The following is a 22,301-nucleotide window of genomic DNA, read 5'->3' as shown; positions in this document are numbered from 1 at the left end:
GCTGATTTAGCCGTTCCGGCTACGTAGATGTACGGAACCATGCATTGACGCAATATTACGCATTCGGCAGTATGTTGCGATGCGAAGAGGATTTTAGTGATGCCTATTGGTGAGTTCGGCGGCGCGCCGCCCTTGGCGGCCGAAGGCAGTCCGGTCCTGACGACGCCGATGTACTGGATGTACGAGATGGCGCAGGCCTCTCTCAATCCGGCGCGTGCGGTCACCGACGCGACCAGGCTCCTGTTTCAGAATCCCCTCAATCCGTGGACGCGCACCGAGGTCGGCAAGTCCGTCGCCGCGGCCTGCGAATTGTTCGAACGCACCACGCGCCGTTACGGCAAGCCGGAATGGGGTCTCAACGACACCGAGGTCAACGGCATCCGCGTCCCCGTCGAGGTTCGCTCGGTCTGGGAAAAGCCGTTCTGCAAGCTGCTGTACTTCGATCGCAAGTTCGCCCGTCCGTTGCGCAGCCCGCAGCCGCGCGTGCTGATCGTGGCACCGATGTCCGGCCACTACGCGACGCTGCTGCGCGGCACGGTCGAGGCCTTCCTGCCGGCGCATGAGGTCTACATCACCGACTGGGCCGACGCCCGCATGGTGCCCCTGAGCGAAGGCCGCTTCGATCTCGACGACTACATCGACTATGTCATCGAGATGCTGCACGTCCTTGGCGGCAACACCCATGTCATGGCGGTGTGCCAGCCCTCCGTTCCCGTCGTTGCCGCCGTCTCGATCATGGAAGCGCGCCGCGACCCCTTCGTGCCGACCTCGATGACGCTGATGGGCGGCCCGATCGACACCCGCCGCAATCCGACCGGGGTGAACAAGCTCGCCCAGGAGCGCGGCATCGAATGGTTCCGCAACACCGTCATCACCAAGGTGCCGTTCCCGCATCCGGGCATGATGCGCGACGTCTATCCGGGCTTCCTGCAGCTCAACGGGTTCATCAGCATGAACCTCGATCGGCACATGGACGCCCACAAGCGCCTGTTCGCCAATCTGGTGAAGGGCGACGGCGACCTCGTCGACAAGCATCGCGACTTCTACGACGAATATCTCGCGGTGATGGATCTCTCTGCCGAGTATTACCTGCAGACGGTCGACACCGTGTTCGTGAAGCATTCGCTGCCGAAGGGTGAGATGACCCACCGCGGAACACGCGTCGACCCCTCGAAGGTCACGCGCGTGGCGCTGATGACGGTCGAAGGCGAGAACGACGACATCTCCGGGCTCGGCCAGACCGAAGCAACGCACACATTGTGCAGCTCGATCCCCGATCATCGCCGCGTTCATTACGTCCAGAAGGGCGTCGGGCATTACGGTGTGTTCAACGGCTCGCGCTTCAAGTCGGAAATCGTGCCGCGCATCCATGACTTCATGGTCTCGGCTGCGAATCCGAGCTCGTTGCAGGCTCTCGCGGCCGAATAGAGCGTTTTCGAGCGAAGTGGCGACCGGTTCGCATAAGAAGACGCGTCAAAATAGGAATCCAGAGCCGTTCCTATTCCATCGGAACGGCTCTGGGCGCGTTTTTCGGCTTTCCCGCTGAAAATCGACGCCCTGTCGGGGGTTCCGGCAGGGGGTAGTTCCCTCCAGATTCGTGGTATTTAGGTAGCTTTATAGGAGTGAGTCCAACCTCACCCCTTGGGGGTGCCGCATGCGTCCAGCGAGGGCGAAAAAACCGGGTTCCAACCCCAGTCTGTAGGGTCTCCCGGACGCTAGACCGCTGTATATTGGGCAAATGATTTGTTTTTGCGCCGAGCGCTTTCCCTGGCGGCGGTTATGGCAGAATCCGGGCGCCCTCCTGCCCTCCGGACTGACAGACATGGCCACTCGCGCACTCCTCTATCGTCGGCCCCACGAGCCGAAGACCCTGGTCATCACCCATGGATCGCAGTTTTTTGCGATTCGATTGCGCCGGCACCGCCGCGCGCGCCGCTACACGCTCAGAATCCATCCGAGCGATCGCGAAGCCATCCTCACCATCCCGCCGCGCGGCACGCTGGCCGAAGCCAAGGACTTCGCGCAGCGTCACGGCGCATGGATCGCTGCACGTCTCGGCCGTTTGCCGAAGGCCGCGCCGTTCCAACCCGGCACAGTGATACCGCTACGCGGCACGCCTCATCGCATCGTTCATCGTGCCGGCACGCGCGGCACGGTATGGACAGAAGTGCGCGACAGCGGTGAACGCATTCTCTGCGTCGTCGGCGGGGTCGAGCATGTCGACCGCCGCATCAACGACTTCCTCAAGCGCGAGGCGCGCCGCGATCTCCAGCGCTCGGCGGAAGCCTATGCCGTCGAACTCGGCGTCAGGGTCAAGCGCCTCTCGATCCGCGATCAGTCCAGCCGTTGGGGTTCCTGCACCTCGGCCGGCTCGCTGTCGTTCTCCTGGCGTCTGATCCTCGCGCCGCCCTTCGTGCTCGACTACCTCGCCGCGCACGAGGTCGCCCATCTCGTCGAGATGAACCACTCGGCGCGGTTCTGGCGCGTCTGCGGGAAGGTCTGCCCGTCGATGGAGCGCGCCAAGAAGTGGCTCGATACGTATGGCAACGACCTGCACCGGTATGGCGTCGAGGATTAGGGCGCGCTGCTAGCCCAACACTCACTGTCGTCGCCCGGCTTGACCGGGCGACCCAGTATTCCAGAGACCGATGTTGTTGAGCCGCGACGCCGCGGCGTACTGGATTCCCCGCTTTCGCGGGGAATGACAGCGGAGAACGAGGCGACATCAGTGCGTCTCGTGCCACGCTTCCCGATTTTCCCGAACGACCGACCATCTGACTATCCAGGCGAGCAGCTCTCGCCGCGCGACATCGCGGGCGTTGAACGCCGACGACGGCTGCTCGTTGTTCGGCGTTAGCCGGGATGATCTTGCTTGATGTGCTTTGACAAAATTCGTCGCCCGGATGCCGCGCGTCCTCGAACCATCTCTCAGGTCAGGCGCTGATATCTGCGCTTGTCCCCGGCTGCGCGCGTGTGGCGAGATAGGACGATTGCAGTTGCGCGGCGGCCTTCTGGCCCTCGGCCAGCATCGCCTGGAAGGCCGCGTCGAGTTGATCGCGACTATAGGTCGCGGAATTGCTTTGACGCGGTGTCCATTGCGATTGCGTGATCGCGGTGGAAGCTTTTTCGACGGTGCCGCCAAGCAGCCTGGCGTAATTATCGGCCCGCCATTGCGCCAGATCGGGTCCGCTCAGACCGGGAGGATCGTCGAGCTTGCCGATCTTTGCGGCCGCCGCGTTGGTCATCGTCGAGGACCCGCCATTGTACAGTGTGGCCACCACTTTGCCGTCAACCTTCACCTGGGCATAGGTGTTCTCAGGCGCATCGTCCGAGACGGCGGGTTGAGTCGCGTTCGCGCCATGGGTCATCAGCCAATTCGTTGCCATCAGGTCGCGCAGGACCGGGTTATCCGCCACCGAGATCGGCTTGGCGCCTTGCAGCGGCTTGAGTTGCGATACGCTGATTCCGGGGCTGCCGGTCGCAGCGTCATTCGCAGTCGACGCCTCCGGCTGGAGACCTGATGTCGTTGTCGCATTGGAACCGGACGTTGATGCAGGACGCAGATAGGGCAACGCCGCGCTGGATAGACCTGCAATCATGGAACGCTCCTTCCCACTAAACCCGGGTTGTCGGAACTCAACCTAAGAGAGCAATTCCTAGGCCGATGTCGGAGCCTTGAAGACACTGGTGTTTTGGCGTTCAGAGATATTTCGGCATCGGTAAATCTTGCCGTCTTGGGCAGGACTTGCCGAAGCCTAGAAAAATGTCATCGCCCGCGAAGGCGGGCGATCCAGTATTCCAGAGGCTGTCGTGATTGAACCGATAGGCCGCGGTGTACTGGATTCCCCGCTGGAGCCTGTCATCGGGCTCGCCGAAGGCGAGACCCGGTGGCGGGGAATGACAGTTGAGAGTGGTGCGACGTCAGCGCGCTTTGCGCGATCCCCGCCATACTTCGCGACGATTGCGCGGCACGCTCGATTTGTCCCGCCGGATCAAACGTTTCCTACAATCCACCGCGCATCACGCCTGATATCACCGGCTACTGTGCATGGGGTTGTTTTCGCGTTTTTTGTTGTGAGGCCCTCGGGGGGACCTCAGCTCGAAGCTACCGGTTTCCGCCGAACAGCCGGTCCATCAGCCAGCCGTCGAGCCCTGCGGCGGCTTCCGGCCGCACATTGGCGCGCGTCGGAGGCGGGCGATAGCCGCCATTGCTCGCCGGTGCCGGCCCGGACGCTGTCGTTGCCGTCGACGGCGATACCTGCGATGCCGCCTGCGCGAGGTTCGAGAGGCCCCAGCTCGCTTGCGAGTTCGGCAAGGCGGCCACCGCCACACCCTCGTGCGCCGTGCGCATGAAGCGCGACCAGACTTCGACGGGCAGGCCGCCGCCGGTCGCCTTCTTGGTCGGCGAGTTGTCGTCATTGCCGAGCCAGACGCCGGTGACGAGGTTGGCGGTGTAGCCGATGAACCAGGCGTCGCGGTAATCCTGGCTGGTGCCGGTCTTGCCGGCGGCCGGCCAGCCGGGGATCTCCGCCTTCTTGGCGGTACCTGATATCAGCGTCTCCCGCATCATCGTGTTCATCATGCCGACATAGCGCGGGTCGATCACCTGGTTGCGCTCTTCCGCTTGCCGCATGTAGAGCAGCTTGCCGCCGAGCGTCCTGATCCGCGTGACGACGTGCGGCGCCACCGCGAAGCCGCCATTGGCGAAGGGGGCATAGGCGCCGACCAGCTCGACGACCGAGACTTCGGAGGTGCCGAGCGCGATCGAGGCATTGGGCTCGAGCTTCGAGGAGATGCCGAGCCGGTGCGCGGTGCGCACCACGTTCTTCGGTCCGACCTCGAGACCGAGGCGGATGGCGACGGTGTTGAGCGACATCGCCAGCGCCTGCGTCAGCGTCACCGCGCCGAAATATTCATGGGTGTAGTTCTCGGGCTTCCAGCCCTTGACCTCGATCGGCGCGTCCTGGCGCACCGTGTCCGGCGTCAGCCCCTGCTCGAGCGCGGTCAGGTACACAAACGGCTTGAACGAGGAGCCCGGCTGGCGCTTCGCAGTGACCGCGCGGTTGTACTGGCTGTCGGAATAGTTCCGCCCGCCGACCATGGCGCGTACCGCGCCGTCAGGCGTCATCGCCACCAGCGCGCCCTGGCTGACATTGAACTTCACGCTCTTGGCCGCGAGCTCGTCGATGATGGCGGCTTCCGCCACGCTCTGCAGCTTCGGATCGATCGTGGTCTCGACCTTGATGCTCTCGTCGATCTGGCCGACCAGATCGTCCAGCACCTCGCCGATCCAGTCGGCGACGTAGTTGAGCGTGCCGGCGCCGGCCGGCTTCACGTTGTAGGAGGGGTGGCCGATCGAGGCCTGTGCCTGCGCTTCGGTGATGAACTTGGCATCCGCCATCGCCGCGAGCACGATCTGCGCGCGCGCTTCCGCGCCTTCCGGATTGCGATTCGGCGCCAGCCGCGACGGCGATTTGACGAGGCCCGCCAGCAGCGCGGCCTCGGCGACGGTGACGTCCTTCGCCGACTTGCCGAAATATTTCTGCGCCGCGGCCTCGACGCCATAGGCGCCCGAGCCGAAATAGACGCGGTTGAGATAGAGCTCCAGAATCTCGTTCTTGGAATGCTTGCGCTCCAGCCAGATCGCGAGCTCCGCCTCCTGGAGCTTGCGCGCCATGGTCCGCTCCTGGGTCAGGAACAGGTTTTTCGCGAGCTGCTGCGTCAAGGTCGAGCCGCCTTGCGAGACGCCGCGATGGAGCACGTTGGTGACGAGGGCGCGCAGGATGCCGACCGGGTCGATGCCGAAATGCGAGTAGAAGCGGCGATCCTCGATGGCGATGAAGGCCTTCGGCAGATAGGGCGGCAGGTCCTTCAGCGAGACGTTGGCGCCGGCCATCTCGCCGCGCTGCGCCAGCATGCTGCCGTCGATGCCGACGATCTGGATCGTCGGCGGCCGCTTGGGAATCTCCAGCGACTGGATCGGCGGCAGATGGGCGCCGACATAGATCACGACGCCGATCACTGCGATCATGCCCCACAGGCCGAGCACCGCGCCCCAATAGACGAGGCGGCCGAGGCCAAAGCCTCCGCCCGACTTCGGCCGGCGCTTGACGCCGCTGCGGCCGGCTTGTGCCTTCCGCTCGCGCGGTGGCTCGTCGCCGGCATCCTCGCTCTTGCGCTTGGCGGATGCTTTCGTTGATTTCTTCGGCTTGTCCTCGCCGCCGGGGACGCGGTCGGCCGCGGTCAGGCGCAGATCGGCGAGCGCAGCAGGCAAGCCGAACAACGGCTCCTTCCGCCCACCCTTTTTCTTTCCCCACGCCATACGCAAAACGCCCGGTCAGCCCGCCCCACCGCACGCTACCGGTCGCTGTTTAAGGCCCGGTTACCCAGAGCTTAACGCGCGATTAGGAGGTGCGGCATTCGCCTGCCGCAGTTCCGCTCGCCGGGCGGCAGAGCTAGGATCGCCCGCATAAAACAAGAGGGAACCGGCATGGGCCATATCGATCCGAGCAAGGAGATTTTTGCGCAGTTCCGGGACAACGACCGCCCCGGCCCGATCCACATGCTCAATCTGGTGCGTTTGCGCGAAGAGGCGGCCTATCCGGACGGACGCAAGGCGAGCGGCGCGGAAGCCTATGCCGCTTATGGCCGCGAGAGCGGCCCGGTGTTCGAGCGCCTCGGCGGCCGCATCGTCTGGCAGGGCAAATTCGAGCTGATGCTGATCGGCCCGCAAGAGGAGCGTTGGGACCATTGCTTCATCGCCGAATATCCAAGCGTTGCCGCCTTTGTCGAGATGATCCGCGATCCCGTCTATCGCGAAGCGGTGAAGCATCGCCAGGCCGCGGTGGAGGATTCACGGCTGATCCGGCACGCGGTGCTGCCGGTGGGGAAGAATTTCGGGGAGATACCGGAGTAGATGTCTCCGCGCGCATCTCCCTCCGCCGTCATGGCCGGGCTTGACCCGGCCATCCACGCCTTCGTTGTCGCTCCAAGAACGTGGATGCCCGGGACAAGCCCGGGCATGACGTCGTTGAGGCCGTTGTTTTCAACCACTAACCCGCCGGGCCCGAATCCTCCAGGATCGGGCCGAACAGCTCCCAGCGTTCGCCGTTGAACTTCATCATCTGAAGCTGCTTGTTGACACGGTAGTCGGTCGGCGAGGTGTTGGCCTTGATGCCGGGAAGCGCAGTGTCACTGACGACGTCCTTCAGTGACGCGGCCTGCTTCATGACGTTCTCGCGCGTCAGGTCGTCGCCGCACTGCTTCAGCACATGGACCAGGAGCTGCGCCGTGCTGTAGCCGTAGGTGTTGAAGTTCGAGTCCTTGTCGCCATCAGGATAGTACTTCGCCATGAAGTCGAAATACCTCTTCAGGCCGGCATCGTCCTTCCAGGTCGGATCCAGCGGCTCCTTGCCGTAATTGACGCTGATCAGGCCCTTGGCGGCATCGAGGCCAGCGGGCTTCAGCACCGCGCCGACCGAGGTGGCGTTGATGTCGACGATCTGCACCGGATGCCAGCCCATCTCCGCGATCTTCTTGATCGCCTGCGCGGCCTGCTTCGGCGTCGTCGCACTGAAGAACAGATCTGCGCCGGCGTCCTTGATCTTGAGGATCTGGGAGTCGACGGTGGGATCGGACACCTCGTAGGACGCTTCGGTCACGATCATCTTGGCGGCCTTGTCGCCGAGGCCGGCCTTGAGGCCGTTCAGATAGTCCTTGCCGAGGTCGTCGTTCTGATAGAGCACGCCGATCTTCGCGTTGGGATGCTCCTTCAGAATGTACTGGCCGTAGATGCGGCCTTCGACGAAGTAGTTGGGATTGAAGCCCATGGTCCACGGGAAGTTCTTCGGATCGGTGAACCTCGAGGCGCCGGTGGCCGCGAACAGCTGCGGCACCTTCTTGGAGTTGAGATATTTCTGGACGGCCGCGTTCACCGGCGTGCCGATGATCTGGAAGGTCAGCAGCACCTCGTCGCTCTCGACGAGCTTGCGGATCTGCTCCACGGCCTTCGGCGGCGAATAGGCGTCGTCATACTGGATCAGATTGATCTTGCGACCATTGATGCCGCCCTGGTCGTTGATCATCTTGAAATAGGCGGCCTGGGTCTTGCCGATCGACGAATAGGCCGACGCAGGTCCCGAGAACGGCATGGTCTGTCCGACCTTGATCTCGGTGTCGCTGGCGCCAGGATCATATTTTTTCTGGGCACTGGCCGCGGTGACCGACAGCGCCAGGGTCAGCGCCGTTGCCGTGACCAGATGCAGCATTCCATTCCTCATTCGCAATTTCCTCAGCTTGTTATTGCCGATGATCTGCCCGGGTGCTCTTGCGCACAGGACGTCACCGCTGAGGGCGATTGTGGATGAGGCGTTGCTGCAACGCAAGGTGGGTGGAGACGCGCAGTTCGTAGGGTGGGTCAGCCTTGCGGCTGCGCGAAGCGCAGTCCGCCAGGCGTAACCCCTTCTGTTGCCCCGGATGTCGAAGAGGTGGATTACGCCGAGCAGATGCGCTTTGCGCATCTGCAGGGCTAATCCACCCTACGCAGTTACTAACCCGCCGGGCCGTTGTCCTCGATGATCGGGCCGAACAGCTCCCAACGCTCGCCGTTGAACTTCATCATCTGCATCTGCTTGTTGACGCGATAATCGTTCGGTCCGGTGTTGATCTTGATGCCGGGCAGCGCGAAGCTCGGGGTGAAGTCCTTGATGTTGGCGACCTGCTTCATTACGTTCTCACGCGACAGGTCGTCGCCGCACTGTTTCAGCACCTGCGTCAGCAACTCGGCGACCGAATAAGCATAGGTGTTGACCGTGTTGAGCTTGTCGCCTTCGGGGAAATACTTGTCCATGAAGGCGAAGAACGCTTTCACGCCCGGATCGTCCTTCCACTGCGGGTCACTCGGCTCCTTGCCGTATTGGGTCGAGATGATGCCTTTGGAGATGTCGAGGCCGGCCGGCTTCAGCGTCGCCGAGATCGGGCTCGCATTGATGTCGAGGATGTGCACCGGCGTCCAGCCGAGCTCGGCCACCTTCTTGATGGCCTGCGCCGCGAACTTCGGCGTCGAGGCATCGTAGAAGAGATCGGCGCCGAGCGACTTCAGCTTGACCACCTGCGAGTCGACGGTCGGGTCGGTGACCTCGTAGGACACCTCGCCGACGATCATCTTGGCGGCCTTGTCGCCGAGGCCGCTCTTGAGACCGGCGAGATAGTCGCGGCCCATGTCGTCGTTCTGGTAGAGCACGCCGATCTTGGCATTGGGGTGATTGGCGAGAATGTACTTGGCGTAGATGCGTCCCTCGGACACGTAGTTGGGATTGTAGGCGATGGTCCAGGGATAGTTCTGCGGATCGTTGAAGCGTGCGGCTCCGGTGGAGGCCAGCAGCTGCGGGATCTTCTTGCCGTTGAGATATTTTTGCACGGCGGCGTTCGCGGCCGTGCCGATGATCTGGAAGGTGAACAGCACCTCGTCGCCTTCGACGAGCTTGCGCACCTGCTCGACCGTCTTCGGCGGCGAATAGGCATCGTCATACTGGATCAAATTGATCTTGCGGCCGTTGATGCCGCCCTGATCGTTGATCATCTTGAAGTAGGCGGCCTGGGTCTTGCCGATATTGGCGTAGACGGAATAGGCGCCGGAGAACGGCACGGTCTGGCCGATCTTGATTTCGGTGTCGCTCGCGCCGGTGTCATATTTCTTCTGGGCGAAGGCTTGGCTGGCGGAGAACGCGAAGGCGAGCGCCGCCGTGGCAGCTATGAAGGCTCTGCGATTGTTCATCTTGGTTGTTCCTCCTGACGGAATTTTCGGTCGACGGTCTTTTCCCGTTGATTGCAACGGTCGCCATCGCTGCCGAAGAGTGTGGAGGAAGGTCCGGCGCCGCGCAAGGATCGCGACGCTGCGCTGTAGCGTCTCAGGTCAGGAGAATCAGGTCAGAAACAGCGCAACCAGCGCGATCGCCGCCGGCAGCGCCTGCACGAGCAGGATGCGGGTGCTGACGGTCGCCGCGCCGTAGGCGCCGGCCACGATCACGCAGAGCAGGAAGAATGCCTTGATCTGGAATGCGAAGGCCGGGTTGCCGTGGACGAGGCCCCAGATCAGGCCGGCGGCGAGGAAGCCGTTATAGAGCCCTTGGTTGGCCGCCAGCACCTTCGTGATCTCGGCCTTTTCAGGCGTATTGCGGAATGTCTTCAAGCCAAGCGGCTTGTCCCAGAGAAACATCTCCAGGATCAGGAAGTAGGCGTGCAGTGCGGCGACCAGCGCCACCAGGACATTGGTGATCAGAATCAAGTTGAGCCCCCCAAAGCGTCAGCTTTCGGGTGGACGTTAGCACGGCCGGCATGGCAAGTGCGATGGCGTGTTTCGATGGCCTGGTGTCGCAATGCCCGCTCGATCAACCAAACCGCCTGAACGATTCGGCCTCGATCGCCTGACGACGCCGATCGGGATCGCGCTACTCGTCACCGATGCCGAGGGCGCCTTGCGTGCGCTCGACTGGGACGACTACGAGCATCGCATGCGCGAGCTGTTGCGCCTGCAATACGGCACCGTGGATCTGGTTGGTCAGTCCGCGCCGGCGGCGATGAAGACCGCGCTGTCAGCATATTTCGAAGGCGATCTCGGCCAGCTCTCGGGCGTCGCATGGCGTATCGCCGGCACGCCGTTCCAGCAGAAGGTCTGGACTGCGCTCGCAAAGATCCCTGCCGGCACCACGATGAGTTACGGCGCGATGGCCGCAAGGATTGATATGCCAAAAGCCATTCGTGCCGTCGGCCATGCCAACGGCTCCAATCCGATCAGCGTGGTGCTGCCCTGTCACCGCCTGATCGGCGCCGACGGCTCGCTGGTGAAATATGGCGGCGGTCTCGAGCGCAAGCGCTGGCTGCTCAGGCATGAGGGGGTGGAGGTTTAGGTCTCTCCCCTCGTCATTCCAGGGCGCGCGAAGCGCGAGCCCGGAATCCATTTATCCGCGTCACCAGTGGTTCGATGGATTCCGGGCTCGCCGCTGCGCGGCGCCCCGGAATGACGGAGGAGGGAGACGGGCGCGACCGCCCTCACGCCGCCGGCTGCACCGCCTTGTCGCCGGCCATCACGTGGGTCAGCGCGCTCTTGATCGCGGACTGCCGCGTCGGTGCGTTGATCTGCGCGCCGAGGAGGTCGGTGACGTAGAACACGTCGCGGGCGCGCTCGCCGAAGGTCGCGACATGGGCCGAGGCGATGTTGAGGTTGAGCTTCGAGATCGCGGTGGTCAGCTCGTAGAGCAGGCCGGGGCGGTCGAGGCCGGAGACCTCGATCACCGTGTAGCGGTCGGACCACTGGTTGTTGATGGTCACTTCCGGCTCGATCACGAACGGCCGCGCCTTGCTGCGCACCGTGCGCCGCGCCACCACTTCGGGCAGACGCAGCTTGCCTTCCAGCACGTCCTCGATCATCTCGCCGATGCGCGTGGCACGCCTTCCCTCGTCCTCGTCGCGATCGTATTCCCTGGAGATCGAGATCGTGTCGAGCGCGCGGCCGTCGGTCGTGGTGTAGATCTGCGCGTCGACGATGTTGGCGCCGGCCGAGGCGCAGGCGCCGGCGATGATCGAGAGCAGCCAGGGATGGTCGGCGGCGAAGATCGTGAGCTCGGTGACGCCGCGCACCTCGTCGAAGCCGACATTGATCGCGAGCTTGTGGCCGGCCTGTTCGCTGGAGCGGACGAAGCGGGCATGGCGGATCTTTCGCGGCAGCTCGACCTTGAGCCAATAGGCGGGATAGTGCCGGCCGATATAGGCATCGAGCTCGTCCGCCGGCCACTCGGCGAAGGCCATGCGGAATTCGGCGTAGGCGGCCGTCAGCCGCTTGCCGCGGTCGACTTCCGAGAAGCCGCCGGTCAGCACCGGTTCGGTTTCATAATAGAGCGAGCGCAGCAGCTGCGCCTTCCAGCCGTTCCACACGCCCGGGCCGACGCCGCGGATGTCGGCGGTGGTCAGGATCGTGAGCAATTTCATCTGCTCGACCGACTGCACCACGGCGGCGAAGTTTTCGATGGTCTTGCGGTCGGAGAGGTCGCGCGACTGTGCGACCGTCGACATCGTCAGATGCTCCTCGATCAGCCAGGCCACGAGCTCGGTGTCGGCCGCGCTGAAGCCGAGCCGCGGGCACAGCCGGCGCGCCACCTTGGCGCCAGCGATCGAGTGATCTTCCGGCCGTCCCTTGGCGATGTCGTGCAGCAGCGTCGTGATGTAGATCACCGCACGGTGCTCGGGCCGGATCTTGCGGAAGAGATCGCTGGCGAGCGTGAACTCCTCGATGCCGCCGCGCTCGATGTCCTGCAGGAAGCCGACGCAGCGGATCAGATGCTCGTCGACGGTGTAGTGATGATACATGTTGAACTGCATCATCGAGACGATCTTGCCGAAGGCGCGGATAAAATGGCCGAGCACGCCGGTCTCGTTCATCCGACGCAGCACGATCTCGGCGTTGTCGGAGGTCAGGATCTCCATGAACAGCCGGTTGGCTTCCGGGTTCTCGCGCAGCTGCGCGTTGATCAGTCCGAGCGAGCGCGTCACGTCACGCATCGCGTCGGGATGGAAGGCAAGGTTGTTCTTCTGCGCAAGGCGGAAGATCCGGATCAAATTGACCGGATCGTGCTTGAACACGTCGGGCGCGGCGACGTTGATGCGGTTGTTGTCGACGAGGAAGTCGTCGCTGTCGGGGACGCGGCGCTTAGCGGGGGCGGGGCGCAGCCGCGCCATCATCCGGCTCAGCACCGGCGCGGGCTTGGCCTGCTGGTCCTCGAGCTTGGCGCAGAGGATGGCGGTGAGGTTGCCCACTTCCTTGGCGACCAGGAAGTAGTGCTTCATGAAGCGCTCGACGTCCTGCATGCCGGGATGCGAGGTGTAGCCGAGCCGGACCGCGATCTCGCGCTGGAGATCGAAGGAGAGGCGCTCCTCCGCGCGGCCGGAGTAGAAGTGCAGATTGCAGCGCACCGACCAGAGGAAATCGGCGCAGCGGCGGAAGGTGCGGTATTCCTGCGCGTCGAACACGCCGCGCTCGACCAGCTCGTCGGTATCACGGACGCGGTAGACGTATTTGGCGATCCAGAACAGCGTGTGCAGGTCGCGCAGGGCGCCCTTGCCGTCCTTGACGTTGGGCTCGACCAGGTAGCGCGACTGGCCGCCGCGGCGGTGGCGCTCCTCGCGCTCGGCGAGCTTTGCGGTGACGAATTCGGACGCCGTACCCTGCACCACGTCCTTGTCGAAGCGCGCGACCAGTTCGTCATAGAGCGGCTGGTCGCCGGTCAGGAAGCGCGTTTCCAGGATCGCGGTGCGGATGGTCATGTCGCCGCGCGCCTGCCGGATCGATTCATCGACCGAGCGCGTGGCGTGCCCGACCTTCAGCCCCATGTCCCAGAGACAGTAGAGAATGGCCTCAGCCACCTGTTCACCCCAGGCGGTCTGCTTGTAGGGCAGGATGAACAGGAGATCGATATCGGACTCCGGGGCCATCAGGCCGCGGCCATAGCCGCCGGTCGCGACCACCGCCATGCGCTCCGCGCCGCTCGGGATCGGCGAGCGATAGAGATGCCGGGTCGCCGCCGAATACAGGATGCGGATGATCTCGTCCTGCACGTGGCACAGCCGCTCGGCGCAGCGCCTTCCGTGACGGTCCTTCAGCAGGATCGCCTGCGCCGCGGCGCGCGCCGCGATCAGCTCGGCCTTCAGCATTTGCGCCATGGCCGTGCGGAACGTGTCCTCACGTCCCTGATGTTTCTCGGCAAGCGCATCGACCGCGGCGGTGATCCGCGCGGTGTCGAAGCGATCGTCCACCTCTGGCTTATACTCAGTCGCGACGCTGTCCATGTCTCACCGGATATAAGAGGTGACAGGCGCTGTCACCCGCCATTCTCTGGCAATAGTCGTTCCATGCTGGAAAAGGCCGGCCTCGGGCAAAATCGTTCTCGGCCGAGGGGCTTTCGGGATAGCGATTTTCTCATTGACCTCTAGAAATAACTCATTGAAAAACAATGAAGTTTTTGAGGAGGCTGGGCATGACCGGGATTACACGACGCATTCTGTTGGCGGGGGCTGTTGTGCTCGCCATGACCCCTGCAGCACGGGCGGCGGATCCGCTCAAGGAAATCCGCATCGACTGGGCGACCTACAATCCGGTGTCGATGGTCCTGAAGCAGAAGGGCCTGCTGGAGAAGGAGTTCGCCAAGGACGGCATCAGCATCATTTGGGTGCAGTCGGCCGGCTCCAACAAGGCACTCGAATTCCTCAACGCCGGCTCGATCGATTTCGGCTCGACCGCGGGCTCGGCGGCGCTGGTGGCCAAGATCAACGGCAACCCGATCAAGTCGATCTACGTCTATTCGCGCCCTGAGTGGACCGCGCTGGTGACGGCCAAGGACTCCAAGATCGCGAGCGTTGCCGATCTCAAGGGCAAGCGCGTCGCGGTGACGCGCGGCACCGATCCGCACATCTTCCTGGTGCGCGCGCTGCTTGGTGCCGGCCTCACCGAAAAGGACATCACGCCGGTGTTGCTCCAGCACGCCGACGGCAAGACCGCGCTGATCCGCGGCGACGTCGATGCCTGGGCCGGCCTCGATCCGATGATGGCGCAGGCCGAGGTCGAGGAAGGTGCAAAACTGTTTTATCGCAAGGCGGATGCCAACACCTGGGGCATCCTCAATGTGCGCGAGCAGTTCTTGAAGGACTATCCGGACGTCGCCCGCCGCGTGCTCGCGGTCTACGAGGAAGCGCGCAAATATTCGCTGGCGAATTACGATGACCTGAAGAAGACTTTCATCGCCGTGACCAACCTGCCGGACGCCGTCGTCGACAAGCAGCTCAAGGAGCGCACCGAGCTAACCCACAGCCGCATCGGCGCGCCCCAGCGCGAGTCGATCCTCGCCGCCGGCCTTGCCCTGCAGCAGGCCGGCGTCGTCGACGCCAAGGTCGACGTGAAGGCGACGCTGGATGCCCTGATCGACGACCAGGTCCCGCTGCCGACGAATTAGTTCGGCAAGCGCGCGCGGCAAACTCCACTGTCGTCCCGGGGCGCGAAGCGAGCCCGGGACCCATAACCACAGGGCGTGGTTTGGCGCGAAGGCGGTCACTCCGGGTCCCCGTAACCATATCGCCTGTGGTTATGGGCCCCGGATCTGCGCTTCGCTTGTCCGGGGCGACAGTGGAGTTTGCCGCGCGCCCTTGCATTCCCCGACCAGACGCGCTTCCTACCGGCCATGATCTCCGACGCGCCAGTGCTGCAACAGACATCGGAACCGGCCGAGAGCGCCGCCGCGCCCTCGCGGCTGTCGCGCTACGCGCGGCCGGTGCTGGGACTGTTGCTGCCGCTGATCCTCGCGCTCGGCTGGGAGCTCGTGGTCTGGCTCGGCTGGTCCAACGGCCGTCTGGTGCCGCCGCCCTCGCGCGTGTTTGCGACCATCACCGAGCTCGCCCGCTCCGGCGAACTGGTCCGCCACATCGCCGCGACGCTGTGGCGGGTCGGCCTCGGCTTCGCCTTCGGCGTGGTCGCGGGCACCGTGCTCGGCGCCATTTCCGGCTATTGGTCGCTGGCACGCCGGCTGCTCGATCCGACCGTGCAGGCGCTGCGTGCGATCCCTTCGCTCGCCTGGGTGCCGTTGTTCATCCTCTGGCTCGGCATCTTCGAGACCTCCAAGATCGCGCTGATCGCGGTCGGCGTGTTCTTCCCGGTCTATCTCGGCGTGATGGGCGCGATCCTTTCCGTCGATCGCAAGATCGTCGAGGTCGGTCGCACCTTCCGTCTCTCCGGGGTTGCCATGATCCGCCGTATCCTGCTGCCCGCGGTGCTGCCGGCCTATGTGGTGTCCTTGCGTGTCGGCCTTGGTCTGGGCTGGATGTTCGTGGTGGCGGCCGAGCTGATCGGCGCTTCCGAAGGCCTCGGCTATCTCCTGCTCGACGGCCAGCAGCTCGGCAAGCCCGCGCAGATTCTCGCCGCGATCGTCATCTTCGCCATTCTCGGCAAGCTCACCGACTGGCTGATAGAGGTCGCAGCCGCGCCGTTCCTGCGCTGGCAGGACGCCTTCGGGCGTGCGAGGGGAGCGTAACGCGATGCTGGCGCTCGAGCGGGTCAGCAAGACCTATCCCAACGGCGTGCAGGCGCTGGCGCGTTTCTCCGCCGAGATCAAACAGGGCGAGATCGTCGCCATCATCGGCGGCTCCGGCTGCGGCAAGTCCACGTTGCTGCGTGCCATCGCCGGCCTCGATCGCGCCAGCGGAGGTACGGTGACGCTCGACAGCGAGGCGATCAGTTCGCCGCACGCAAAAATCGGCATCATCTTCCAGGAGCCGCGGCTTTTGCCCTGGCTCAGCGTCGCCGACAATATCGGCTTCGGCCTTGCCGACCTGCCCGCGGCCGAGCGGCGCGAGAAAGTGGCGCGCGCGCTAGCCCGCGTCGGGCTCGCCGACAAGGCACAGGCCTGGCCGCGCGAGCTCTCGGGCGGGCAGGCGCAGCGTGTCGCGATCGCGCGTGCGTTGGTGCCGCAGCCCGAAGTGCTGCTGCTCGACGAGCCGTTCTCCGCGCTCGACGCCTTCACCCGACGGGATCTCCAGGATCATCTGCTCGACCTCTGGGCCGACACGCGGCCGACCTTGATCCTCGTCACACATGACGTCGACGAGGCCGTGGTGCTGGCTGATCGCGTTTTGGTGATGCGGCCGCGGCCGGGCCGGCTGTTCGACCAGATCGAGATCAATCTCGGCCGGCCGCGCGACCGCAATTCGCCGCTGTTCGAGAATTTCAAGCGAAGTGTGCTGACGTCACTCGACCGTTCGCTCGACCGCAACGTGCCCGACCGTGACGCAACCCAGGGTCCCGGTCAGGCCATGTGGTGGTGACATTTTCTCTCTGAGCCGGTACATCGAGGGACGATTTTTCCGGGAGAGAACAAGATGGACGCTGCAGCACTGCGCCAGATGCAGGCCCCGATCAAGGAACGCTACAAGACCGATCCCAAGACCGCGATGATCACGCTGAAGGCCAAGGGCTCGACCGACAGCGAAGGCATCGCCTGCAAGGTCGAGACCGGCCGCGCCATCGCAATGGCGGGCCTGCATCCCGCCACCGGCGGCTCCGGCCTCGAGCTCTGCTCCGGCGACATGCTGCTGGAAGCCTTGGTCGCCTGTGCCGGCGTCACGCTGAAATCGGTCGCGACCGCCATCGAGATCCCGCTGAAGACCGGCAACGTCTATGCCGAGGGCGATCTCGATTTCCGCGGCACGCTCGGCGTCGACAAGGAGACCCCGGTCGGCTTCGCCGAGATCCGCCTGCGCTTCGAGGTCGACACCGACGCGCCGCAGGACAAGCTCGATCTCCTGCTCAAACTCACCGAGCGCTATTGCGTGGTCTACCAGACCATCAAGAACGGCCCGAAGGTTTCGGTGTCGATGCAGCGGATCTAGCTCTCTTTACCCTCCCCTGGAGGGGGAGGGTCGACCGCGCGCAGCGCGAGCGGGGTGGGTGACGGTCTCTCCACGTCGCACACTGCCCGTGTTGAGAGATCACCCCACCCCGTCTCGCACCGCTGACGCGCTGCGAACCGACCCTCCCTCTCCAGGGGAGGGTGAAGAGCACCGCGCGGAATGCCCCCCGAGCTCCACTTCATCATCCTCCTCGTCCTGCGCATGGCGATCGCCGCGGCATTTGTCGTGTCAGCGTCGTTCATTGCAGAGCGCACCGGCCCGGTGATCGGCGGACTGGTGGCGACCTTGCCGATCTCGGCCGGTCCTTCCTACGTCTTCCTCGCGCTCGACCATGACGCCGCCTTCATCGCGCAGGGCGCGCTGTCGAGCCTTCCGGTCAACGCAGCGACGATCTTCATGGGGCTCACCTATGTCGTACAGGCGCAGCGGCGCAGTTTTCCGGCGAGCGTCGGCAGTGCGGTCGCGGTGTGGATCGTGCTGGCCTCCATCATCCGTCTGTTCGACTGGACCTTGACGGCGGGACTTGCCGTGAATCTGGTCGCCTTCGGCATCTGCATTCCGCTGCTCGCAAAATATCGCCATGTGAAGATGCCGCTGGTGACACGCCGCTGGTACGACATCCCATTCCGCGCCTCGCTGGTCGCGACGCTGGTTGCGATCGTGGTCTCGACCTCGGGCTGGGTCGGCCCTCGGGTGAGCGGCGTCATCGCGCTCTACCCGATCGTGTTCACCAGCATGATGGTGATCCTGCACCCGCGCATCGGCGGCCCGCCGACCGCCGCCGTGCTCGCCAACTCCGCCTGGGGCCTGCTCGGCTTCGGTCTGGCAATTGCGGTGCTGCACGTCGCCGTCACGCAGTTCGGCTCGGCGATCGGCTTGAGTTGCGCACTCGCCACCTGCATCGGCTGGAACCTGACGCTGTGGTGGATGGGACGACGGAAGAGGCCGATGCATCAGCCGCGCCGCGCTTCCTAAGGCGAGGTACGCTACGCTTGGGACCTCAGCCCTGCGTCAGGATAGTTAGTTACCGGGGCCGGCAGACCCGCTAAGCTGGCGCCAGAGCAAGATCGGGGCGTGCAGTGGAGGGATTGTACAAGGTCGAATACGATATCAACGACGGCTCCGGCCGCAGCGTGCTGTACGCCCATGCCGGGAAAATGCTTGGCGGCAACACGGCCTTCGCCCACCTCGGCACCTACGAGATTGTGAACGGCGAAATCGTCGCCAGGCTCCGGACCAAGCGCCACAGCCGGTCGCCGCAGCACAGGTCGCTGGTCAGTTCCGACGCCGTCACAATCAGCATTCGCGGTCGACAGCAGGGCAAGCTCTACCGCTTTGAGGGAGAAGTGGTCGAGGACGCCTCGGTGTTTCGCGCCGTGATGACGCCGCTCGGCGACGATGACGTTCCGCCGCCCGGTGCGGTCGGCGAGGGAGGCATCGTCAGCGGACTCTATTCGATCGACATCCGGATGCTGGATGGAATTACCGGTGGCCATACCGGCGTGATGTTGCTGCGCCACGGCCGCATCCTCGGCGGCGATGCCTTCTTCTATTATCTCGGCGCCTATTCTTCGGCGAACGGTCGCTGGAAAGGCGAATTCGTCAATCAGGAACACACGCTGGCAAAGAGCGAGCATCCCTTGTTCGGTGGCTATGAGGTGGGCATCGGGTTCTCCGGCCACTGCGATGACAAGGGCGCCGACATGGAAGCGATCGCGCTCGCCGGCAAGCGCAGCATCCGCCTCGCCGCCACCTTGAAGCTGATCGAGCCGTTTGCCAGGGCGGGCCGCTGACGGCCAGGACGCCGGCGAACACGGCGAGGCCTTCGCAATTCCGCCTGCGGCACACAGCATCGCGGCTCGCCTCATGGCTTGTCGGCCAGAGTAACCGCTGGAGGCGGAAGGTTCGCTGGCGCTACTTCGGCAGCTTGGCCTTCAACGCATAGAGCGCATCCAGCGCCTCGCGCGGGGACATCTCGTCGGGGTGCAGCGCCTTCACCGCGTCCATCAACAGTTCGGCCTCGCTCGGCGGCGCGGCTTCGGCGGCGGCGCGCGAGGGTACGGCGAACAGCGGCAGATCGTCGGCCAGCGCCCGCGCGGTCTGGCCGCGATCCTGGGCCTCGAGTTTTGCCAGCACCGATTTGGCGCGCGTGATCACGGCCGGCGGCAGGCCGGCGAGCTTGGCGACCTGGATGCCGTAGGAGCGGTCGGCGGAGCCCGGCAGCACCTCGTGCAGGAACACGACATTGCCCTGCCATTCCTTCACCCGCACCGTCGCGTTGAACATGCGCGGCAGTTTTGCCGAGAGCGCGGTCAGCTCGTGATAATGCGTCGCGAACAGCGTGCGGCAGCGGTTGCTCTCGTGCAGATGCTCGATCGCGGCCCAGGCGATGGAGAGGCCGTCGAACGTCGCGGTGCCGCGGCCGATCTCGTCGAGGATCACGAGCGCGCGCTCGCCGGCCTGGTTCAGGATCGCCGCGGTCTCGACCATCTCCACCATGAAGGTGGAGCGGCCGCGCGCGAGATCGTCGGCGGCGCCGACGCGCGAGAACAGGCGGTCGATGATGCCGATCCGCGCCCGCGTCGCCGGCACGAAGCTGCCGATCTGCGCCAGCAGCGCGATCAATGCGTTCTGGCGCAGGAAGGTCGATTTACCGGCCATGTTGGGACCGGTGAGCAGCCAGAGCTGGCCGGATTTTTGCGCCGGTGTTGGCGAGAGATCGCAGGCATTGGCAATGAACGGCTCGCCATTGCGCTTGAGCGCCTGTTCCACGACGGGATGGCGGCCGGCCTCGATCGCAAAGCCGAGGGAGTCATCCACGTCCGGCCGCACATAATTGTCGTCGACCGCGAGCTTGGCCAGCGAGGTCGCAACGTCGAGCAGCGCAAAGGCGTGGGCGGCGGCGCGCAGATCGTCGCTGATATCAAGCGCCTTCGCGGACAGCCGTTCGAAGATCTCGAGCTCGAGTCCGAGCGCGCGGTCGCCGGCATTGGCGATCTTGGCCTCGATCTCGCCGAGCTCCGAGGTGGTGAAGCGCACCTGTCCGGCCAGCGTCTGGCGATGGATGAAGGTCGCATTCAGCGGCGCCGACATCAGCTTGTCGCCGTGCTGCGCGGTGACCTCGACGAAATAGCCGAGCACGTTGTTGTGGCGGATCTTGAGGCCCTTCACGCCGGTATGATCGGCGTAGCGCGCCTGCATCGAGGCCACCACGAGGCGCGAGGCATCGCGCAGGCTTCGCGTTTCGTCGAGCGCGGGTTCGTAGCCCTGGCGCACGAAGCCGCCGTCGCGCTTGATCAGCGGCAGCTGGTCATCGAGGGCACTTGCGAATTCAGCGGCGAGCTCGCGCGACGGACGCTGCAAGGCCGCCATCACCACCGCGATCTCCTGCGGCGGCTGGTCGAGCTCGGAAAGCCGCATCAGCACCTGGTCGGCGGCGATGATGCCGTCGCGCAGGCCGGCGAGGTCGCGCGGCCCGCCGCGGCCGACCGAAAGACGGGCCAGCGCCCGGGACATGTCGGGCGCGCCGCGCAGGATGCTGCGGATGTCTTCACGCGCAGCGGAGTCCGCAACGAAGGCGCTGACGGCATCGAGCCGCCGCGCGATTGCGGGCGCGTCCGTCAGCGGCGCGGCCAGGCGCTGGGCGAGCAAACGCGAGCCGGCCGAGGTCACCGTGCAGTCGATGGCGTCGAGCAGCGAGCCGCGGCGTTCGCCCGCGAGCGTTCGCGTCAGTTCGAGATTGGCGCGGGTGGCGGGGTCGATCGCCATGGTCGCGCCCGAGGCCTCGCGCGCGGGCGGCGACAGCGGCGGATGTTTGCCGACCTGGGTGCGGTCGACATAGGTGACGGCGGCGGCGGCGGCGGTCGCTTCGAGCCGCGTGAGCTGCGCGAGCCCGTCCATGGTCGCGACGGCGAAATAGTCGCACAGGCGCTTTTCGGCGGTGGCGCCGTCGAAGACATCGCGGGTCAGCGGCGTCACCGCCGGCAGCTCGCGCAAGGTCTGTCCGAGCTCGCTGTCATTGTAGAGCGCGTCGGTGACGATCGCCTCGTTCGGATTGATGCGCGCCAGCGTCGCGGCCAGCTCACTGCCCGAACATTCCATCACCGTGAATTCGGCGGTCGAGATGTCGATCCAGGCAAGCCCAAAACGGTCGCCGCCACCTGAGGCGCGGGCGCGCGCGATCGCCAGCAGATAATTGTTGGCGCGCGCATCCAGCAGCGTGTCCTCGGTCAGCGTACCCGGCGTGACCAGCCGCACCACGCCACGGCGCACCACGCTCTTGTTGCCGCGCGCTTTGGCGGCGGCGGGATCCTCGGTCTGCTCGCACACCGCGACCCGGTGGCCGGCGCTGATCAGGCGATGCAGATAGTCCTCGGAACGCTCAACCGGCACGCCGCACATCGGGATGTCGGCGCCCTGATGCTTGCCGCGCTTGGTCAAGACGATGCCGAGCGTCTTCGAGGCGATCTCGGCATCCTCGAAGAACAGCTCGTAGAAGTCGCCCATCCGGTAGAACAGCAGCAGTCCCTGATGCGCCGCCTTGATCTCAAGGTACTGTTCCATCATCGGCGTGACGCGCGCGATGGCTTCCGCCGGCGGCGTGGGTGCTTCGTCAGGGGGCGGCACAGGTATCGGCTGTTGCATTGTCATGGGCGGCGCAACCTACAAAATTTCGCCCCGTGCTCCTATCGCTTTGGCCGAACGGGGCGGGTTTTCCACGTTGTCCGCACCGCGGCATGCGCTAGCCGCGTGCTCGCCCTCCGGAACACGCAAGAAACCGTCAATTGACCTGCCGCGGGCGCGCTCCTAAAACTCCGCGGACATTGAAGAATTTGGGCCGGACCGCGGCATTCAGG

At 64.8% G+C, this 22,301-nt stretch carries 17 protein-coding genes; 10 read left to right on the top strand and 7 right to left on the bottom strand.

From position 1 onward, the window contains the following. Positions 1–99 precede the first annotated feature (99 nt). Both AB7008_RS47975 and AB7008_RS47970 read left to right on the top strand, forming a co-directional pair. Positions 100–1,428 (top strand): polyhydroxyalkanoate depolymerase, encoded by a 1,329-nt coding sequence (locus tag AB7008_RS47975; protein WP_028155318.1) that lies wholly within the window; start codon positions 100–102, stop codon positions 1,426–1,428. Positions 1,429–1,738: 310 nt separating this feature from the next. Beyond that, positions 1,739–2,578: a M48 family metallopeptidase gene (locus AB7008_RS47970; protein ID WP_441261130.1), complete on the top strand. Its 840-nt coding sequence runs from the start codon at positions 1,739–1,741 to the stop codon at positions 2,576–2,578. A gap of 355 nt (positions 2,579–2,933) precedes the next feature. Here AB7008_RS47970 and AB7008_RS47965 read toward each other — a convergent pair whose 3' ends face one another. Together AB7008_RS47965 and AB7008_RS47960 are read right to left on the bottom strand one after the other, a co-directional pair. Further along, the gene (locus AB7008_RS47965) at positions 2,934–3,599 is read right to left on the bottom strand and encodes a hypothetical protein (RefSeq protein ID WP_028155316.1); all 666 of its coding nucleotides are present in this window, start codon (positions 3,597–3,599) and stop codon (positions 2,934–2,936) included. Between the two features lie 506 nt (positions 3,600–4,105). Next, the gene (locus AB7008_RS47960; RefSeq protein ID WP_441261129.1) at positions 4,106–6,322 is read right to left on the bottom strand and encodes a transglycosylase domain-containing protein; all 2,217 of its coding nucleotides are present in this window, start codon (positions 6,320–6,322) and stop codon (positions 4,106–4,108) included. 168 nt (positions 6,323–6,490) lie between these two features. On the opposite strand from AB7008_RS47960, the gene AB7008_RS47955 reads away from it, so the two are divergent. After that, a complete protein-coding gene (locus AB7008_RS47955; RefSeq protein WP_028149366.1) occupies positions 6,491–6,916 on the top strand; it encodes a DUF1330 domain-containing protein in 426 nt (141 codons plus the stop codon). 136 nt (positions 6,917–7,052) lie between these two features. Here the strand turns inward: AB7008_RS47955 and AB7008_RS47950 are convergent, their stop codons facing one another. The 3 genes from AB7008_RS47950 to AB7008_RS47940 all read right to left on the bottom strand — a co-directional run bounded on the left by AB7008_RS47950 (position 7,053) and on the right by AB7008_RS47940 (position 10,279). Continuing rightward, positions 7,053–8,279, bottom strand: a complete 1,227-nt coding sequence (locus tag AB7008_RS47950; protein ID WP_441261128.1) for an ABC transporter substrate-binding protein — start codon at positions 8,277–8,279, stop codon at positions 7,053–7,055. A 269-nt stretch (positions 8,280–8,548) separates the two neighbouring features. Continuing rightward, positions 8,549–9,775 (bottom strand): ABC transporter substrate-binding protein, encoded by a 1,227-nt coding sequence (locus AB7008_RS47945; protein ID WP_248880533.1) that lies wholly within the window; start codon positions 9,773–9,775, stop codon positions 8,549–8,551. Between the two features lie 147 nt (positions 9,776–9,922). Beyond that, entirely contained in the window at positions 9,923–10,279 is a 357-nt protein-coding gene (locus tag AB7008_RS47940) for a DUF1304 domain-containing protein (protein WP_187388035.1), read from the bottom strand. Between the two features lie 97 nt (positions 10,280–10,376). Here AB7008_RS47940 and AB7008_RS47935 point away from each other — a divergent pair, with 97 nt between their 5' ends. Then, positions 10,377–10,907: a methylated-DNA--[protein]-cysteine S-methyltransferase gene (locus AB7008_RS47935; protein ID WP_441261127.1), complete on the top strand. Its 531-nt coding sequence runs from the start codon at positions 10,377–10,379 to the stop codon at positions 10,905–10,907. A gap of 142 nt (positions 10,908–11,049) precedes the next feature. Here the strand turns inward: AB7008_RS47935 and AB7008_RS47930 are convergent, their stop codons facing one another. Beyond that, a complete protein-coding gene (locus AB7008_RS47930) occupies positions 11,050–13,839 on the bottom strand; it encodes a [protein-PII] uridylyltransferase (protein ID WP_041957072.1) in 2,790 nt (929 codons plus the stop codon). Between the two features lie 188 nt (positions 13,840–14,027). Between AB7008_RS47930 and AB7008_RS47925 the strand changes: the two genes are divergently transcribed. From AB7008_RS47925 to AB7008_RS47900, 6 genes are all read left to right on the top strand, one after another. Beyond that, positions 14,028–14,999: an aliphatic sulfonate ABC transporter substrate-binding protein gene (locus AB7008_RS47925; RefSeq protein WP_441261126.1), complete on the top strand. Its 972-nt coding sequence runs from the start codon at positions 14,028–14,030 to the stop codon at positions 14,997–14,999. Positions 15,000–15,224: 225 nt separating this feature from the next. Continuing rightward, on the top strand, positions 15,225–16,070 hold the full coding sequence (locus AB7008_RS47920; protein WP_441261295.1) for an ABC transporter permease: 846 nt from the start codon (positions 15,225–15,227) through the stop codon (positions 16,068–16,070). Positions 16,071–16,074: 4 nt separating this feature from the next. Beyond that, on the top strand, positions 16,075–16,860 hold the full coding sequence (locus tag AB7008_RS47915; protein ID WP_441261125.1) for an ABC transporter ATP-binding protein: 786 nt from the start codon (positions 16,075–16,077) through the stop codon (positions 16,858–16,860). 54 nt (positions 16,861–16,914) lie between these two features. Beyond that, the gene (locus AB7008_RS47910) at positions 16,915–17,424 is read left to right on the top strand and encodes an OsmC family protein (protein ID WP_014491112.1); all 510 of its coding nucleotides are present in this window, start codon (positions 16,915–16,917) and stop codon (positions 17,422–17,424) included. A gap of 180 nt (positions 17,425–17,604) precedes the next feature. Then, complete coding sequence (locus AB7008_RS47905; RefSeq protein ID WP_028155305.1) at positions 17,605–18,420, top strand: hypothetical protein; 816 nt, start codon at positions 17,605–17,607, stop codon at positions 18,418–18,420. Between the two features lie 104 nt (positions 18,421–18,524). Further along, a complete protein-coding gene (locus tag AB7008_RS47900; RefSeq protein ID WP_248880527.1) occupies positions 18,525–19,238 on the top strand; it encodes a hypothetical protein in 714 nt (237 codons plus the stop codon). Positions 19,239–19,359: 121 nt separating this feature from the next. Here AB7008_RS47900 and mutS read toward each other — a convergent pair whose 3' ends face one another. Next, on the bottom strand, positions 19,360–22,095 hold the full coding sequence (gene mutS, locus AB7008_RS47895; RefSeq protein WP_304492095.1) for a DNA mismatch repair protein MutS: 2,736 nt from the start codon (positions 22,093–22,095) through the stop codon (positions 19,360–19,362). Between the last annotated feature and the right edge of the window lie 206 nt (positions 22,096–22,301).

Source organism: Bradyrhizobium sp. 521_C7_N1_3 (genome assembly GCF_052075975.1).
Classification (GTDB): Bacteria; Pseudomonadota; Alphaproteobacteria; order Rhizobiales; family Xanthobacteraceae; genus Bradyrhizobium; species Bradyrhizobium japonicum.
Note: the sequence above shows the minus strand (reverse complement) of the source record. Positions and strands in the feature narration are given on the sequence as shown.

Coding starts and splice junctions, on each gene's coding strand:
- AB7008_RS47975 (WP_028155318.1), top strand. CDS start 100: ATGCCTATTGGTGAGTTCGGCGGCGCGCCGCCCTTGGCGGCCGAAGGC.
- AB7008_RS47970 (WP_441261130.1), top strand. CDS start 1,739: ATGATTTGTTTTTGCGCCGAGCGCTTTCCCTGGCGGCGGTTATGGCAG.
- AB7008_RS47965 (WP_028155316.1), bottom strand. CDS start 3,599: ATGATTGCAGGTCTATCCAGCGCGGCGTTGCCCTATCTGCGTCCTGCA.
- AB7008_RS47960 (WP_441261129.1), bottom strand. CDS start 6,322: ATGGCGTGGGGAAAGAAAAAGGGTGGGCGGAAGGAGCCGTTGTTCGGC.
- AB7008_RS47955 (WP_028149366.1), top strand. CDS start 6,491: ATGGGCCATATCGATCCGAGCAAGGAGATTTTTGCGCAGTTCCGGGAC.
- AB7008_RS47950 (WP_441261128.1), bottom strand. CDS start 8,279: ATGAGGAATGGAATGCTGCATCTGGTCACGGCAACGGCGCTGACCCTG.
- AB7008_RS47945 (WP_248880533.1), bottom strand. CDS start 9,775: ATGAACAATCGCAGAGCCTTCATAGCTGCCACGGCGGCGCTCGCCTTC.
- AB7008_RS47935 (WP_441261127.1), top strand. CDS start 10,377: ATGCCCGCTCGATCAACCAAACCGCCTGAACGATTCGGCCTCGATCGC.
- AB7008_RS47930 (WP_041957072.1), bottom strand. CDS start 13,839: ATGGACAGCGTCGCGACTGAGTATAAGCCAGAGGTGGACGATCGCTTC.
- AB7008_RS47925 (WP_441261126.1), top strand. CDS start 14,028: ATGACCGGGATTACACGACGCATTCTGTTGGCGGGGGCTGTTGTGCTC.
- AB7008_RS47920 (WP_441261295.1), top strand. CDS start 15,225: ATGATCTCCGACGCGCCAGTGCTGCAACAGACATCGGAACCGGCCGAG.
- AB7008_RS47915 (WP_441261125.1), top strand. CDS start 16,075: ATGCTGGCGCTCGAGCGGGTCAGCAAGACCTATCCCAACGGCGTGCAG.
- AB7008_RS47910 (WP_014491112.1), top strand. CDS start 16,915: ATGGACGCTGCAGCACTGCGCCAGATGCAGGCCCCGATCAAGGAACGC.
- AB7008_RS47905 (WP_028155305.1), top strand. CDS start 17,605: ATGCCCCCCGAGCTCCACTTCATCATCCTCCTCGTCCTGCGCATGGCG.
- mutS (WP_304492095.1), bottom strand. CDS start 22,095: ATGACAATGCAACAGCCGATACCTGTGCCGCCCCCTGACGAAGCACCC.